The sequence below is a fragment of the Kluyvera sichuanensis genome (genome assembly GCF_040930405.1).
Taxonomy (GTDB): domain Bacteria; phylum Pseudomonadota; class Gammaproteobacteria; order Enterobacterales; family Enterobacteriaceae; genus Kluyvera; species Kluyvera sichuanensis.
This window is the reverse complement of record NZ_CP162271.1, coordinates 4,952,459-4,968,253: the sequence shown is the minus strand read 5'-3', so window position 1 is coordinate 4,968,253 and position 15,795 is coordinate 4,952,459. Positions and strand designations below refer to the sequence as shown.

Below are 15,795 nucleotides of genomic sequence, written 5' to 3'. Positions count from 1 at the left end.
ATACACGCTCACACACCAACACAATAAGAACCCTCTTACACAATTAGTCAGAAATGGCTAATTTATTTGCAGTTAATCACACATCACGAATCAAATGTTTGCCTGTTTTTACATTTAGGCATTTTATTACACACGTTATGTGAACGTACTACAAAACAAAATGAGGATAACAATGAAAACTACCCTACGCACGCTTTCTATTGCGTTGGCTACTGCGCTGACTTCACCTTCACTGCTGGCAGCAACGTCAGTACCAATTGATTTCCACGGCTACCTCCGCTCCGGCGTGGGGGTTTCTAGCGATGGTGGAATGCAGGAATGGCAAAAAAATAAACTGGGTCGTCTGGGGAACGAAGCCGACACCTACGGTGAGCTGGAACTCGGTTCTGAGGTGTATAAGAAAAATGATGTCAGCTTCTACCTCGATTCGATGGTCAGCATGGTCTCCGATGGATCAAACGATAACGAAACCACGTTAGACGACGATGCGCAGTTTGGTTTACGCCAGTTGAACCTGCAGATCAAAGGGCTTGTACCAGGCGATCCGAACGCGGTGATTTGGGGCGGTAAACGCTACTACCAGCGTCACGATCTGCACATCATTGATACTAAATACTGGAATATTTCCGGCTCCGGCGCCGGGATCGAAAACTACACGGTCGGCCCTGGCGCAGTGTCATTGGCCTGGATCCGCGGCGACGCCAACGATGTCGACTATCGCGTAGATGGCGATAACGATGTCAACATCAACTACATCGACCTTCGCTACGCGGGCTGGAAGCCATGGAGCGGTGCCTGGACTGAGTTCGGTATCGACTACGCCATGCCAAACCCAACCAAGAAGCAGAAAGATTACGGTGGCCTGTATGATGCTGACAACGGCGTGATGCTGACCGGCGAAATCAGCCAGGATATGTTCGGCGGCTACAACAAACTGGTGCTGCAGTATGCGAATAAGGGCCTGGCGCAGAACATGGTCTCCCAGGGCGGCGGTTGGTACGACATGTGGAACAACGTCAACGATGCCACCGGTTACCGCGTTATCAACACCGGCCTGATTCCGATTACCGACAAGTTCTCCTTAAACCACGTGCTGACTTATGGTTCAGCGGATGACACCACCGAATACACCGATAAATCACGTCTGGTGTCACTGGTTGGTCGTGCGCAGTATCAGTTCACCGAGTACGTACGCTTGATCGGTGAAGTGGGTGGTTTCTACCAGAAAGATTCTTACACCAACGGCACCAGCTATAAGCAGAGCGGCGAGAAATACACCATCGCATTAGGCCTGGCGGACGGCCCAGACTTTATGTCTCGTCCGGAGCTGCGCGTATTTGCCTCTTACCTGAATGATTCTGAGCAGGGCAATGCGTTTAACGATGGTACTGCCAGCGATACCTGGAACTTCGGTGTGCAGGTGGAAGCCTGGTGGTAATGTGTTTATCTGACTGAGTCATTATTTTTGCATTAATTCTATCTTCTGTTATTGGCAACAATTTTACTATTTGCCACTCCATCATTGTTTCTATCATCTGGCCTTTGGGATAGCGCTATTATTGGGTTATCCCTTTTTTTTTATATTTCAGGCAATAAAAACCCCAGCATCAAACCGGGGTTATTAATACAACAGACCGTACCGTTAATTATTTCCAGCGAAATGCTCATCTAATAACTGGCGTAACGTATCAGACTGTTTGCCAAATATCGCGTGTACCTGCTGCCCCAGAATAATCACCCCCAGCGCACCTTCATTCTGTAACGCCTGAGAATCAACCACTGCCAAATCTTTTACCGTGACGCGCAGGCGGGTAATACAGGCATCGACATTCTCAATATTATTCTGACCGCCAAAGGCGCTAATCAGACGCTGAATTTGCTGCTGCTCCCCCTCGCTTAACGGCACCGATGGCTTGGGTTGGGAGAAGTAGTGCAGGAAAGATTTAAGGCTGACCATCTTCGACGCTCCTTAATTATCTACAGAGGTAAAAAAGCCTGCTCGGTTGAGCAGGCTATGGATTACAGCGGATTAAGCTTTACGGCGAACGATACGGCAGTCCCAGGGCTGAAGCACCTGTGCACCGCTGGCATCGGCACCCGTAGCGGCAAGTTCATAACCTTCCGGCAGCGAGATAGTCTGCGTCTGCGCGGTAAAGTTCTGCACAAAGACAAAGGCGCTTTCACCGTCGGTTCGCGCCGTCGCGACCACCCCCGGCGGGAAGTCGCTTGCCACCGCTCGCGGCAGCGCCAGGTCATCCATCAGTGAAGTGAAGAAATCACGCTGGAAGGCCAGATCGTTGCGAGACGCAATATGCCACGCTTTCCCCTTACCAACGCTATTCACCGTCACCGCCGGGCGACCTGCGTAGAAATCATCACGATAGGAGGCCAACGCCTGCGCCGTCTCGGTGTGAATCAGCTCGCACAGGTGTCGCACCTGGTATGGCCCCTGCAGCCCGGCCATATTGCCCGCCAGCCCCTGAATCTGATTACGTTCGCCGTCGTCGAGGCAATCAATCTCTTCCGCCCAGATACCCAACAGCTTACGCAACGGGCCAGGGAAACCGCCGAGGTGGCACAGATCGCTCTCATTCACGATCCCCGTCCAGTAGGTGGTCACCAGATGGCCGCCGTTCGCGACAAAGGCTTCGGCACGCTCGGCAAAACCGTCGCGCACCATATACAGCATCGGTGCAATCACCAGCTTATAGGCGCTCAGATCACCGTCAGCATCAATGACATCGACCGCAACCCCCTGCTCCCAGAACGGACGGTAGTGCTCATTCACCGTCTGCTCATACTCCATGCCCTTGTTGCGCGGCCCCTGTGCATCATCCATCGCCCAGCGGCTCTGCTGGTCAAAGATAATGGCGACCTTCGCATCAGTGCGACAGCCGACAACGCCCGGTAACTGGCTCAGAATACTCCCCAGCTTGCTGACTTCGCGGCCCACACGGGTATCAAGATGCCCCACGTGGTCAATAATCGCGCCGTGGAATTTCTCCACCGAACCGCGACTCTTACGCCACTGGAAGTACTGCACCGAATCCGCACCGTGGGCCACCGCCTGCAGCGAAGAGAGGATGTGCATGCCCGGTTTTTTCAGCTTGCTGGTCGGCTGCCAGTTCGTCACGCTCGGCGTCGACTCCATCAGCACGAACGGCTTGCCGCCCTTCAGGGTGCGCATCATGTCGTGGTACATCGCGGTATAGCAGGCCAGCGTGGTCTCGTCTTTATCGCGATGCCACATTGGGTAGCTATCCCAGGAGATAAAGTCCAGCGGTTCGGCGAGCTGCGAATAATCGTAGTCGTAGAAATACTCCATAAAGTTGGTGGTCACCGGCAGATCCGGGTTCACCGCCTTTAACGGCGCGATTTCATGACGACAAAATTCGGTCACCTGCGCAGTGTTAAAGCGCCGCCAGTCAAGATTCAGACCATGAATTGAGACTTCACCCTGCGGCGACGGCGACTCAATCTGCTGCCAGTCGGTGTAAGTGTGGCTCCAGAAAGTGCTCCACCAGGCATGGTTCAGGTTATCCAGCGTCTTGTAGCGCGCCTTCAGCCAGTCGCGGAACTTCACCTGGCAGCGTGGGCAATGGCATTCACCGCCGTATTCGTTAGAGATATGCCAGCCCAGCACCGCCGGGTGCTGTGAATAACGCTCCGCCAACAGCGTGTTGATTTTCAGCGTTTTTTCACGGTAAACCGGCGAGGTCATGCAGTGGTTATGTCGGCCACCGTGCAGCGCAGGCACCCGATCGCGCCCTACGCGCAGCACTTCCGGGTAGGCTTTTGACATCCATGCAGGCCGCGCGCCGCTCGGCGTCGCTAAAAAGACGTGGATCCCTGCGGCATACAGTTTATCGATAACCTCATCCAACCAGCCAAACTCAAATACGCCCTCTTGCGGTTCAAGTTTGGCCCAGCTAAATATCCCCACCGACATGACATTACAATTTGCCTGCTGCATCATCGTAATATCCTGGTCGATAATACCGGGATAATTCTCCCACTGCTCCGGGTTATAATCTGCGCCATGCAATAATGCATTAACCTTTGGGCTCAAAGGCGGAAATTTTTGCATAATAAAATCCTGAAAAAGAGTGTTGCTAATTAATTAAATACTTTTACCGACGGCAGGACTTTTCCTTTGCAGTCAAATAAGGCCTGATTCTCGCGGGCATTACCTTCTTTCCATTCGTCATGGATATATTTCATGCCCGCTTTCGTGGCCCAGGTATTTCCCGGAACAGCAATCCAGGTCGGTTCCCAATAAAATATCCCTTTGCCACGATGGTCCGGAACATCAATAACGGCCTGCATTAAGTCATGAATATAGTTATATTGCCCCTGAACCGTGCCCGGATAGCCGCCGTCTTTCTCTTCTTTCGCCTGGAAGCTGTTTTCCGCGTTATCGCAGTTTTCCAGCGTGTAGCCATAAGCGGCTTCGACCACAATGACATCTTTGTTGTAGCGTTTGCTGATGTCATCCATGTTGGCCTTCAGCGCGCTGATAGGGCCGTTCCAGTAGGTGTACATCGACAGGCCAATCACGTCATACGGCACATTGCGTTTGCTGATTTCATCAAACCACCAGCGGAAGGTGTCATTTTTGGTGCCTTCGGCCAGATGGAGCATAATTTTCACCTGCTCCCCGCCCTTCAGATTCTCTTTCAGCCCGGAAATCGCCGCATTCAGCAGGCCGGCTAAACGGTCAAACTCACCGCCGCCCTGCCCCCAGCTTTTGCCTTCCGGCCAGAGAATCCCGCCGTTAATTTCGTTGCCAATCTGCACCATATCCGGCAGCACACCCTCCTGTTTGAAGCGGGCGATGGTGTCACGGGTATAGTCGTGAATCACGGTTTTCAGCTGCGGGTAATCCATCTTCTCCCACGCTTTGGGTTTGTACTGTTTGCCAGGGTCAGTCCAAAAATCGCTGTAGTGGAAGTCCAGCAGCAACTTCATGCCCTGCGCTTTTGCCCGCTTCGCCAGCGCCAGCGTGCTGGCAAGATCGTTATCACCGCCGCCGTACGCCTTACCGTCGGCATCTTTCGGGTCAACCCACAGGCGCAGACGAACATAGTTCACGCCGTTGGCTTTGAGAATCGCCAGCGCGTCCTGCGGTTGATTTTGTTCGTTGTAGAAACGGGCGCCGTGCTTCTCAGCATCCAGCAGCGTCGAGATATCGGCCCCTTTAATAAAATCCGCTGGCATGGCGTTAAACGGCTTCGTTTGCAGCGTCTCGGCCGCCAGCGAAGAGGCGGAAAAACTACAGGAGAGACAAACAGCAAGCAGAGCGGGTGCAAATCTTTTCATGTGGTTATCCTTTGGTGCTGCCGGAGGTCAGGCCGGACACGAAGTATTTCTGTAATGCCAGATAGAGAATCGCCACCGGTACGGCAATCAGTACGGCTCCTGCCGCGTAGGTGGTGTAGCTGGCGCCCATTTTTTGCGCCACCAGGTTGTACAACCCGATAGGCAGCGTGTATTTATCCGGCGTACGCAGGATGGTGCTGGAGAGAATGAAATCCCCCAGCGGGCCGGTGAAGGAGAACAGCGCCACCACCGCCACAATCGGCTTCGACAGCGGCATGATGATTTCAATGAAGATGCGGAAGTTGCTGGCCCCGTCCATGCGGGCGGACTCATCGAGATCTTTAGGGATCGCGTCGAGATAGCCCTTCATCAGATAGGTATTCATCGGGATCATCCCTGCCACGTAGATCAGCACCAACGCGAAGTGGCTATTGATCAATCCCAGCAGCTGGGAGAGCACGAAAATAGCAATCAGCGCAGAAAACTGCGGGATCATCTGCAGCAGTAAAAACAGCATCAGCCCATTCTGACGCCCTTTAAAACGAAAGCGTGAAAACGCATAGGCGGTAAAGCTGACGCTAATCAGCGTTAGCACCATGGTCAGGAAGCTGATTTTCATCGAGTTCCAGTACCAGGTCATGTAGTTCACCTGGCCGTTAAACAGGTCGGCGTAGTGCTGGAACGACAGGTTTTCCGGAATAATCGACGTACTCAGCAGGCTGTTCCCGGCGTTGAGCGACGCGCCAATGGTCCAGATCAGCGGGTAAATAATGATGGTGGAAACCAGCACAATAACCAGCCAGGAGAGCGACAGCCGCACCCATTTTTCACGTTTAATACTTTGTGATTTAGCCATGTGATTCCCTTACGCCATATCGTCGTTTTTGAAAGATTTCGTGGCGCGGAACTGCCACAGCGCCAGACCGACGACAAAAATCGACAGCAGGATGGTAATGGTCGCCGCAATGGCGTACTGGGAAGAGGACATGGTCAGCTTATAGATCCACGACACCAGAATATCCGTACCGCCCGCGTTCGACCCGGCCACCGCCGGCCCACCGTTGTTAAACAGGTAGATGATATTGAAGTTGTTAAAGTTGAAGGTGTATTGCGTGATGATGATGGGCGCAATCGAGTAGAGCACCAGCGGCAGCGTAATCGTGCGCAGCTTGGTCGTCGTGCTGGCACCGTCCATCGTTGCCGCCTCGTAGAGATCGTCAGGTATCGCCTGCAATACCCCCGTGGTCATCGCAAACACAAACGGGAAACCAAGCCAGGTCTGCATCATAATCAGCGCGGTTTTGGTCCAGAATGGGTCGGTCATCCACGCTTTTGGGCTGATCCCAAAGAACGACAGAATGGCATTGTTAATGACGCCAAACGAGTCGTTGAACATTCCGGCAAATACCAGAATGGTGACAAAGCCCGGCACCGCCCACGGCAGAATGAAGATAGTGCGGATAAGCGGTTTAAAGCGCAGATCTTTCTGGTTCACCAGAATCGCCAGCAGCACGCCCACGGTGCATTGCAGCGTGGTGGCCAGCAGCGTCCAGACCACCGTCCACTGCAGCACGTCGAAGAAGGTCGAGCGCCAGATGGAGAGCGTGAAAATATTGACGAAGTTCTTCAGCCCAACCCAGTCCACCAGCTTCGCCGGAGGGGTGTGGTAAAGGTTGTAGTTGGTAAAGGCGATAGAGAAGCCAAACAGAATCGGGAAAATCACCACGAACACCAGAAGGATGAATCCTGGGGTGATCATTAAATAGGGAAAGCCATCGCTCAGCAGCATCTGATACTGTTTACGCACGCTGTTCAGCTGCTGGCCCTCATCACGCTTCTTACCGTTCGCCCACGCATCGCGCAGGGAGAGATAATAAATCGTGACGCCAAAGCCGATAATCAGCACGCTGATGATCCCTTCGGCTAACAGGAAGATAGAGTTATCGCGCGGGACCTCTTCTCCCAGCGTGTACAGCCCCCACAGTCCTTCGCTCAGGAAGTCGTAAAACACGCCCATAAAGCTGCTAAGCAGCACCAGGAAGATAAGTCCCTTCAGCCACTGGCGGTGATAAAACTGGCCAAAGCCAGGCACAATGGCCAACAGCAGGCCGCACCACGCATGGCGTCCGGCCCCCTGTGCTCTGTTTACATTTTCGCTGGGATTGATAATCACACACGGCTCCTTCTGAAAACGGGAGGTCCCCCTCCCGTCCGTGACGTCAGTGCTTACTGGTTACTCGCCTGCATGGCTTCGATCTGCATTTTGATCTGTTTTTCGGCGTTATCGAGCGCAGCCTTCGGCTCTTGCTTACCGGTCAGGCTCAGTTCAAGCGCTGCGTTGGCAGGGCCCCACACTTCGCCCATCTCTGGGATCCCCGGCATCGCCGTGGCGCGGGCGGCCTGCACCGCAACGGCGCTGGCTTTCTCGTCGTTCTTGATAATCGGATCGTCAATCATCGCCTTCTGCGGCGGGATTTCACGCGTCGCGATATAGCGCGTTTTCACATACTGCGGCTGGTTGATAAATTCGATGAACTTCTGCGCCATCGCTTTATCTTTGCTCCAGGTCGACACCACGTAGCCCTTCACGCCAAGGAAGGAGCTCATCGGTTTGCCGTCCGGCAGGTTTGGCAACGGTGCCACGCCGTAGTTGATGCCCGCTGCTTCATACGGCTGGAAGGCCCATGGCCCGTTGATCACCGCCGCGGCTTTCTTCTCGGTGAACAGCGAGTCGATAGCATTCAGCCCGTTGTCACCGATAATCCCCGCCGGGAAGATCTTATCGGCATAGAATTTCTTCAGATAAGTGACCGCTTCTACCGCACCCGGCTTGTTCAGGCCAACGTCCTGAGCGTTGTAACCACCTTTGCCGTTATCACCAAAGATGTAGCCGCCCATCGGGCCAATCGCCCCCCAGCTGTAGTAAATCTGGTCGAACTTGGCGAGCAGCCCGTACTTGTTCTGCGCGCGCTGAGCTTTGGAGAAGTCATACCATTCCGGCAGGCTGGCTAACGGCTTGTCGATTAACTCTTTGTTGTAAATCAGCACCAGCGTTTCGACCGCCTTCGGCACGCCATACAGAGCGTTGTCCATACGAAAAGCATTAATTGACGCAGGCGTAAACTCATCAATCTGCTTCTGGTCGAGCTTAATCGGCGTCAGCAGTCCCTGAACCACCGCCCCACCGAGCTGATCGTTTGGAATGACCAGTACGTCCGGGCCAATCCCCGCCGGGCCATCAAGACGCAGCTTTTCCAGCTGCTGCGCGTAAGGCATCTCCTGCACGTTGACCTTAACGTCGTACTGTTTTTCGAAATCGGCGATGGCATCCTTAATTCCGGCGGATTTCTTTATGTCTTCCCAGACGTTAAGCTGCGTAGCCGCATGAGCCTGCAGGCTAATCAACTGCCCCGCGGCCAGAGTCGTAAGGATAAGTGCGGCAATGGTGTTCTTTTTCATTATCAACCTCATGTGAAGGTGTAACAATTTATCGTTTTTAACTACAAGGTACAGCATGTTTTAACGCTTATAATGCTTGCTTTGCACCGTGCTACTGGTTTCTTACATTTTGTTATACGCTACGCTTTGAGTGATGATAAAACCACTGACAACTGCGAGTTGTGTGATCGTCATTGCAGAAATGAAACATCGATATAGGGCGCATAAATAGCGGAAGTTATAGTCGCATCATGATTTTCACGCTGTTGAGCATCGCTTAGCCAAATTGTCATACGTACTACACAAATGACATTCAGCGGCCCTCATCCCAACGGCAGGCAAAGGTTAATAACTTCGGGGAACGTCGATGTCTAATATCCGACTGAGGAATGTCACGAAACGCTTTGGCAGCACCGTCACGCTGCATAATGTCAATCTCGATATTGAAGACGGCGAGTTTGCCGTGTTTGTTGGCCCATCCGGCTGCGGTAAGTCGACGCTGCTACGCATGATTGCCGGGCTGGAAGAGGTCAGCGACGGCGAAGTGCTGATTGGTGACGAGGTCATGAACGATGTTGCGCCGTCCCATCGCGGCGTGGCGATGGTGTTCCAGTCGTATGCGCTCTACCCACATATGACGGTTGCGGAGAACATGGGCTACGGCCTGAAGGTCAACAAAGTGCCGAAAGAGGAGATCCGCCGACAGGTAGAGATGGTGGCCAAAACGCTGCAGCTTTCGCACCTGCTGGACCGCAAGCCAAAGCAGCTTTCCGGCGGCCAGCGTCAGCGTGTGGCTATTGGCCGTGCCATTGTGCGTAATCCGCGCGTCTTTATGTTCGATGAACCGCTGTCAAACCTCGATGCCGAACTGCGCGTGGATATGCGCCTGCACATTGCGCGCCTGCACCAGGAGCTGAAAACCACCATGGTGTATGTTACCCACGATCAGGTCGAAGCGATGACGCTGGCCGATAAAATCGTGGTGATGAACTACGGTAAGGTGGAGCAAATGGGCTCACCGATGGATCTCTACTACAACCCGATCAACAAATTCGTCGCCGGGTTTATCGGCTCACCGAAAATGAACTTCCTGCCGGCCACCGTCGCCAAGTGGCAGCCAGGTTCCTTGACCGTGAACCTGGCTCAGCAGCATACGCTGACCCTGGCGATAGAGACCGCCCCGCTCACCCCGGGTGCCACCGTGACCCTGGGTATTCGCCCGGAACACCTCTCTACCGATACCCGCCGCGGTACGGTACTGGCCTTTAACTGTGAAGTGGTTGAGCGTCTTGGCAACAACACCTATCTGTTCGGTCAGTGCTACGGCCACGACAACGTGAAAATCCTGCTGCCGGGGGATGTCCATTTTCGCCCGTGGCAGCAAATTGACCTCGCCTTCGACCCGCAGCACTGCATGATCTTCGACGAAAACGGCCTGCGCATCAGCGCCGATATTGCCGCCCCTAACCAGCATTAATCCCCAGCCTTCCGCGCACGGCCTGCCGCCGTGCGCTTTAGCTAATTTTCGCAAAAGCTCAGACCCTCACTCCGTCATAAATTAGAAAATAACGTTATTGGTCGCGCCCTTCGCCATCAGGCAGGCTGTCGTTATCAACCCGACGGAGATATCCCATGCAGCGCTGTTGTTGTCACCCCGCATTTGCACCACCCCAACATTACGGCATTCATCTGCAAAATGGAGAGTTCAATGAGTCTGACCACCCTGCCTATTCTCAGCCTGGCGCGCTACCACCAGCCGTCTGAACGCGCTGAGTTTCTGCTAGCGCTTCGCCACGCCGCCCGCGACGTCGGCTTTTTCTACCTGACCGATCACGGTATCAACGATGCCCTGCAGCAGTCTCTGCAGTCGGAATCACGCCGCTTCTTCGCCCTGTCCGACGAACAAAAACAGCAGGTGGCGATGATCCACTCCCCGCACTTTCGCGGCTACAACCGCAGCGCAGCCGAACTGACGCGCGGCCAGCCGGACTGGCGGGAACAGTTTGATATCGGCGCCGAACGTCAGGCCGTTTCGCTGCGAGAGCACGACCCGCGCTGGCTTCAGCTACAGGGCCCTAACCTGTGGCCTGAGGCGCTGCCCACCTTACGCCCGGTCCTGCTGCAGTGGCAGCGGTCAATGACCGAGATGGCGATGACGCTGCTGCGCGCCTTTGCTGAGGCGCTGCAGCTACCGCCCGAGGCGTTTGACACCCTGTACGGCCAAAAGCCCAACGAACATATCAAGCTGATCCGCTATCCCGGCCAGCAGGAGACGCAAAACAGCACCCAGGGCGTGGGGGCGCATAAAGACTCCGGCTTCCTGAGCTTCCTGCTGCAGGACGACCAGCAAGGGCTACAGGTGGAAGTCAGCGACGGCCAGTGGATTGACGCCAAACCGCTGCCCGGCAGCTTTGTGGTCAATATTGGCGAGCTGCTTGAGCTGGCAACCAACGGCTACCTGCGCGCCACCGTTCACCGCGTGATCTCACCACCGGCCAACAAGCAGCGCCTCTCCATCGCCTTCTTCCTGGGCGCACAGCTGGACGCCGTAGTGCCGGTTTACTCCCTGCCCGAATCACTGGCGCAAGAAGCCAACGGCCCGCAAAGCGACCCGCAGAACCCACTGCTGCGCGACGTAGGCTGGAACTATCTGAAAGGCCGCCTGCGCTCCCACCCGGACGTGGCGGAACGCTATTACCGCGATGTACTGCGCGCGCGCAGTGAACAGCTGATTGCCTGATAACCATTAAAACAAGGAACACACCATGAAACATGCCGCATTCAAACTGGCAGGGGTTGCACTGTCTCTTTCTCTGGCCTGGAGCGCGTCTGCCGCGCCGCTGCGTATCGCCGCTGACCCGGTGCCGCACGCAGAAATTCTCAACTTTATTAAAAAGCAGGATCCGAAGCTGGATCTGAAAATTGTCGAACTGACCAGCGGCGTTAACGCCAACGAACTGCTGGCTAACGGCGACGTCGATGCCAACTACTTTCAGCACGTGCCGTACCTAAAAGATCAGGAAAAAGCGCTGGGCAAAACCTTTGCCGTTGCCGCCACGGTACATATCGAGCCGCTGGGCATCTATTCGCATAAACATAAAGATCTGCAATCGCTGCCGGAAGGGGCCACCGTGGCGGTGCCGAATAACACCACCAACCTGAGCCGCGCGCTGTTCCTGCTGCAGAGCAAAGGGCTGATTAAGCTGGCGGCGAAGTTTACCGACCCGGCGACAACGCTTGCCACGCCAAAAGATATCGCCGAAAACCCGCATAAGCTGAAGATCCTCGAGGTGGAATCCCCGCAGATCCCACGCTCGCTGGACGACGTCGACCTGGCGGTGATCAACGGCAACTACGCACTGGAGGCAGGGCTGAACCCGGCCAAAGATTCGCTGGGGCTGGAGAGCGCCACGCATAACCCATACGCCAATATTCTGGTCACGACCCCGCAACTGGCCAACGATCCGCGCATCAAACAACTCGCTAAAGACCTGACGTCGCCGCAGGTGGCGGAATTTATTCACCAGCACTACAACGGCTCGGTGATCCCGGTTAGCGCGCCGCAGTCATGATCGTCATAGAAGGGCTGAGCAAGCAGTATGCCGGAAGCGGCCACCCGGCACTCAACGACGTTTCGTTTACCGTTCCCAAAGGCGCCATTTACGGCATTCTTGGGCGGAGCGGCGCGGGTAAAAGCACCCTGATTCGCTGTCTGAACTTACTGGAGCGGCCCAGCGCGGGCCGCATCCTGTTCAACGGGGAAAATATCGTGCAGTACGATAAGGCGCAGCTTCGCGCCCATCGTCTGCGCACCGGCATGATTTTTCAGCACTTCAATCTGCTGCACGCCCGAAGTGTAGCCGACAACGTTGCCGTGCCGCTGGAGATAGCCGGCGTCCCGAAAGCGCAGCGTCAACAGCGCGTAACGGAACTGCTCGCACTGGTCGGGCTTGGCGATAAAGCCAATGCCTTCCCCTCCCAGCTTTCCGGTGGGCAAAAGCAGCGCGTAGGCATTGCCCGCGCGCTGGCCGCTGAACCCGATGTGTTGCTGTGCGATGAGGCCACCAGCGCGCTGGATGCCGAAACCACCGCCAGCGTACTGGCGCTACTGGAGACGATAAACCGCCAGCTGGGGCTGACCATTGTGCTGATCACCCATCAGCTTGAAGTGGTCAAAAACCTTTGCGATCACGCGGCGCTGCTGGAAGGTGGGGAATTGCAGGAGAGCGGGAAAATCGCCGACCTGCTGGCTTCCCCCTGGTCACGCCTGCGGGACATTTTACTGGGAGACGGCGATGAAGAACGCCGCTTCCTCGCCCGCCACGGCATTGAAGGGAGACACCTATGCATAGTCGCATGAGCTGGGAAGATTTATGGCCGCTGCTGGTCGGCGGCACGCTGGATACGCTTTACATGGTGGGATTCGCCACCCTGTTTACCGTCTTAATCGGCCTGCCGCTGGGCGTGCTGCTGTTTCTCTCCCGCCGCCAGGGGATTGTCCCCATGCCGCGCCTGAATGCGGTGCTGGGGGCGATTATCAACACCGGGCGCTCGCTGCCGTTTATTGTGCTGCTGATTGCCCTTATCCCCTTCACCCGTCTGCTGGTTGGCACCACGCTCGGTAGCACGGCAGCCATTGTGCCGATTACCATCGGGGCGTTTCCTTTCTTTGCTCGCCTGACCGAAAGCGCGCTGGATGAGGTGGACTACGGGCGCATTGAAGCGGTGCTGTCGATGGGCGGTAACGCCTGGCACGTGGTAAGCAAAGCGCTGCTGCCCGAAGCGCTCCCGGCGCTGCTGGCGGGCACCACGCTGACTATCGTCATGCTGATTGGCTTTTCGTCGATGGCGGGCGTCATCGGCGGTGGCGGGCTGGGTGATTTAGCCATTCGCTATGGCTATCAGCGGTTTAACGACCAGATTATGGTTGGCACGGTACTGATTCTGGTGCTGATGGTGCAGGGCGTGCAGATGGGAGGTGACAGGTTAGTCCGCGCGTTAGCACACCGCCGTTAATTCAAGATAATTCTGATGGAGCAAGAGAATTCGCGTAATAAGCGTAGGAAATGTCGGGTATACTTGTACTACTTTGCCCCGGAAAAGGACTGGCAGTGACAACTCGACACCTGATCGGTCTGATAACCGGTGTGCTGATTATGGCGATTCTCCTGCCTATCCTGTTGAGCATCTGGCTTGCCCAGCGGGAAGCGCATCGGCAATTTATCACCGAGCAGGAAACCTACGCGTCGCGGGTCCTCATACGTACCGAGCAGGTCATGGACCAGGCCAAAGGGGCACTACTGCAGATGGATGCTCTGAAGGATGCGGGCTGCAGCCCTGCGCATCTCCAGGAGATGCGCCGTCTCTCCTACTCGTGGCGCTATATTCAGGAAGTGCTCTATCTCGATGGGCTGACAGCCAGGTGCTCCTCGCTCGAGAACAGCGGTAAGCCGTTCACCTTCCCGGAGCCGGATCGCATCATCCCATCCGGCTATCGCGCCTGGTACACCGAACGCAACGATCTCGGCATCCGTCGCTATATGGCCGCCTTCGCTTCCGATCACCATATGGTGATTATCGACCCCGTCTCGTTTATCGACGTTATCCCGTTCAGCAACTCGAAAACCCAGGTGGCGCTTATCAGCACCCATAACAGCCGGGTGCTCGCCAGCAGCGCGCCGCTGGATCAGCAGGCCTGGCAGCAAATTCAGCTACAGCATCTGGAAACGCTGACCAAAGACAATATCGTTTATACGGTACGCCAGTATCCCGATCTGCAGGTGTCGATCATGACCTGGTCTTCGACTCTGCCGTTGTCAGAACGCCTGCGTCACCAGCTGATGCTGTGGTTACCGGTCGGTATACTCATGAGCCTGCTGGCAAGCTGGTTGATTTTCCAGGTGCTGCGCCGTTTGCAGTCGCCACGCCAGCGTATGCTTGATGCGCTGAACAATGCCGCGATTACCGTCTACTACCAGCCCATCGTGTCGCTTACCGATGGCAAAGTGGTGGGATGTGAAGCGCTGGCACGCTGGAAGCAGCCGGACGGCAGCTACCTGTCGCCAGAGATTTTTATTCCACTTGCCGAACAGACCGGGCTCATCACCAACCTGACGGAAAACGTGGTGAAATCCGTTTTCCGCGATCTCGGGAAATGGCTCAGCCTGCATCCGGATCAGCATGTCTCCATCAACCTCTCCGTCGCCGATTTCCACTCTGTCGTACTGCAAACGCTGTTGCACCAGCAGATGCGCATCTGGCACGTGCAGCCGCAGCAAATAGCCCTTGAATTAACCGAGCGCGGCTTTGCTGACCCGAAAACCACGCTGCCGGCGATGACCGCTTACCGTAAAGCCGGGCACGCCATCTATATCGACGACTTCGGCACCGGCTACTCCAGCCTGCGCTACCTGCAGGACCTTGAGGTCGATACCTTAAAACTCGATAAATCCTTCGTTGATGCGCTGGAGTACGCGCAGGTAACGCCATACATCATTGAAATGGCAAAAACCCTGCAGCTGAACGTAGTGGCGGAAGGGATTGAGAGTCCCTGCCAGGAGAAGTGGCTGCGCGAGCACGGCGTGCAGTTTGGACAGGGCTGGCTTTACAGCAAGGCCCTGCCGAAAGAGGCGTTTATTCTCTGGGCGGAAAGCAACCTGCGGGCGCACGCTACTTCAGATAGGACTTAATCACCTGCATCACCACCTCGAGGTCAGCTTCGCGCTGACCCTCTTCGGGCTCTTTGACCACGTGATCGGTCAGATGGCCCTGAATCACCTGCAGCATCATGCCGTTGACTGCGCCGCGAATCGCCGCCAGCTGCTGTAGCACCTCCGCACACTCGTGCTCGCGATTGAGCATTTTCTCAAGCGCAACGCTCTGCCCCTGAATTTTCTTCAGACGCGTCAATAACATCTTCTTGTGACGAACGGTATGTGACATGGCCGGGATCCTGTTCTTAACTCCTGCGCAAGCATACCACGCGCGGCTCTGACTGCGCATTTTTATACTAGGGGGTAGTATTACAATACTGGGTGG

At 55.4% G+C, this 15,795-nt stretch carries 14 protein-coding genes; 7 read left to right on the top strand and 7 right to left on the bottom strand.

Features of this window, described 5'->3' with window-relative positions:
* Nucleotides 1-172: 172 nt before the first annotated feature.
* Nucleotides 173-1,438, top strand: coding sequence for a maltoporin (locus AB2B48_RS23575; protein ID WP_185667114.1), 1,266 nt, complete (start codon nt 173-175; stop codon nt 1,436-1,438).
* A 204-nt stretch (nt 1,439-1,642) separates the two neighbouring features.
* Here AB2B48_RS23575 and AB2B48_RS23570 read toward each other — a convergent pair whose 3' ends face one another.
* From AB2B48_RS23570 to AB2B48_RS23545, 6 genes are all read right to left on the bottom strand, one after another.
* Nucleotides 1,643-1,957, bottom strand: coding sequence for a glucose PTS transporter subunit EIIB (locus AB2B48_RS23570; protein WP_220438636.1), 315 nt, complete (start codon nt 1,955-1,957; stop codon nt 1,643-1,645).
* 72 nt (nt 1,958-2,029) lie between these two features.
* Nucleotides 2,030-4,087, bottom strand: a complete 2,058-nt coding sequence (locus AB2B48_RS23565) for a beta-galactosidase (RefSeq protein WP_185667116.1) — start codon at nt 4,085-4,087, stop codon at nt 2,030-2,032.
* A 29-nt stretch (nt 4,088-4,116) separates the two neighbouring features.
* Nucleotides 4,117-5,319, bottom strand: a complete 1,203-nt coding sequence (locus AB2B48_RS23560) for a glycoside hydrolase family 53 protein (protein WP_220438639.1) — start codon at nt 5,317-5,319, stop codon at nt 4,117-4,119.
* Between the two features lie 4 nt (nt 5,320-5,323).
* The gene (locus tag AB2B48_RS23555) at nt 5,324-6,175 is read right to left on the bottom strand and encodes a sugar ABC transporter permease (protein ID WP_035891868.1); all 852 of its coding nucleotides are present in this window, start codon (nt 6,173-6,175) and stop codon (nt 5,324-5,326) included.
* 9 nt (nt 6,176-6,184) lie between these two features.
* Nucleotides 6,185-7,492, bottom strand: coding sequence for a carbohydrate ABC transporter permease (locus AB2B48_RS23550; RefSeq protein ID WP_185667118.1), 1,308 nt, complete (start codon nt 7,490-7,492; stop codon nt 6,185-6,187).
* Between the two features lie 53 nt (nt 7,493-7,545).
* Complete coding sequence (locus tag AB2B48_RS23545; RefSeq protein WP_185667119.1) at nt 7,546-8,778, bottom strand: extracellular solute-binding protein; 1,233 nt, start codon at nt 8,776-8,778, stop codon at nt 7,546-7,548.
* Between the two features lie 346 nt (nt 8,779-9,124).
* On the opposite strand from AB2B48_RS23545, the gene AB2B48_RS23540 reads away from it, so the two are divergent.
* From AB2B48_RS23540 to AB2B48_RS23515, 6 genes are all read left to right on the top strand, one after another.
* The gene (locus tag AB2B48_RS23540) at nt 9,125-10,234 is read left to right on the top strand and encodes an ABC transporter ATP-binding protein (protein WP_368300412.1); all 1,110 of its coding nucleotides are present in this window, start codon (nt 9,125-9,127) and stop codon (nt 10,232-10,234) included.
* 231 nt (nt 10,235-10,465) lie between these two features.
* Nucleotides 10,466-11,497: an isopenicillin N synthase family dioxygenase gene (locus AB2B48_RS23535; protein ID WP_368300411.1), complete on the top strand. Its 1,032-nt coding sequence runs from the start codon at nt 10,466-10,468 to the stop codon at nt 11,495-11,497.
* Nucleotides 11,498-11,522: 25 nt separating this feature from the next.
* Nucleotides 11,523-12,329: a MetQ/NlpA family ABC transporter substrate-binding protein gene (locus AB2B48_RS23530; protein ID WP_368300410.1), complete on the top strand. Its 807-nt coding sequence runs from the start codon at nt 11,523-11,525 to the stop codon at nt 12,327-12,329.
* Nucleotides 12,326-13,117, top strand: coding sequence for a methionine ABC transporter ATP-binding protein (locus AB2B48_RS23525; RefSeq protein ID WP_368300409.1), 792 nt, complete (start codon nt 12,326-12,328; stop codon nt 13,115-13,117). The genes AB2B48_RS23530 and AB2B48_RS23525 overlap by 4 nt, the downstream gene beginning before the upstream one ends.
* On the top strand, nt 13,114-13,773 hold the full coding sequence (locus tag AB2B48_RS23520; RefSeq protein WP_368302000.1) for a methionine ABC transporter permease: 660 nt from the start codon (nt 13,114-13,116) through the stop codon (nt 13,771-13,773). Before AB2B48_RS23525 ends, AB2B48_RS23520 begins: the two co-directional genes overlap by 4 nt.
* Nucleotides 13,774-13,868: 95 nt before the next feature.
* Complete coding sequence (locus AB2B48_RS23515) at nt 13,869-15,446, top strand: EAL domain-containing protein (RefSeq protein WP_368300408.1); 1,578 nt, start codon at nt 13,869-13,871, stop codon at nt 15,444-15,446.
* On the opposite strand, the gene AB2B48_RS23510 is transcribed toward AB2B48_RS23515, so the two are convergent.
* Nucleotides 15,427-15,699: a metal-sensing transcriptional repressor gene (locus AB2B48_RS23510; RefSeq protein ID WP_185667125.1), complete on the bottom strand. Its 273-nt coding sequence runs from the start codon at nt 15,697-15,699 to the stop codon at nt 15,427-15,429. The genes AB2B48_RS23515 and AB2B48_RS23510 overlap by 20 nt on opposite strands.
* Nucleotides 15,700-15,795 lie beyond the last annotated feature (96 nt).

Excerpts from the sequence above, each read along its gene's own strand:
- AB2B48_RS23525 (WP_368300409.1), top strand. The coding sequence starts at position 12,326 with ATGATCGTCATAGAAGGGCTGAGCAAGCAGTATGCCGGAAGCGGCCAC.
- AB2B48_RS23535 (WP_368300411.1), top strand. The coding sequence starts at position 10,466 with ATGAGTCTGACCACCCTGCCTATTCTCAGCCTGGCGCGCTACCACCAG.
- AB2B48_RS23545 (WP_185667119.1), bottom strand. The coding sequence starts at position 8,778 with ATGAAAAAGAACACCATTGCCGCACTTATCCTTACGACTCTGGCCGCG.
- AB2B48_RS23560 (WP_220438639.1), bottom strand. The coding sequence starts at position 5,319 with ATGAAAAGATTTGCACCCGCTCTGCTTGCTGTTTGTCTCTCCTGTAGT.
- AB2B48_RS23540 (WP_368300412.1), top strand. The coding sequence starts at position 9,125 with ATGTCTAATATCCGACTGAGGAATGTCACGAAACGCTTTGGCAGCACC.
- AB2B48_RS23510 (WP_185667125.1), bottom strand. The coding sequence starts at position 15,699 with ATGTCACATACCGTTCGTCACAAGAAGATGTTATTGACGCGTCTGAAG.
- AB2B48_RS23570 (WP_220438636.1), bottom strand. The coding sequence starts at position 1,957 with ATGGTCAGCCTTAAATCTTTCCTGCACTACTTCTCCCAACCCAAGCCA.
- AB2B48_RS23575 (WP_185667114.1), top strand. The coding sequence starts at position 173 with ATGAAAACTACCCTACGCACGCTTTCTATTGCGTTGGCTACTGCGCTG.
- AB2B48_RS23565 (WP_185667116.1), bottom strand. The coding sequence starts at position 4,087 with ATGCAAAAATTTCCGCCTTTGAGCCCAAAGGTTAATGCATTATTGCAT.
- AB2B48_RS23555 (WP_035891868.1), bottom strand. The coding sequence starts at position 6,175 with ATGGCTAAATCACAAAGTATTAAACGTGAAAAATGGGTGCGGCTGTCG.
- AB2B48_RS23530 (WP_368300410.1), top strand. The coding sequence starts at position 11,523 with ATGAAACATGCCGCATTCAAACTGGCAGGGGTTGCACTGTCTCTTTCT.
- AB2B48_RS23520 (WP_368302000.1), top strand. The coding sequence starts at position 13,114 with ATGAGCTGGGAAGATTTATGGCCGCTGCTGGTCGGCGGCACGCTGGAT.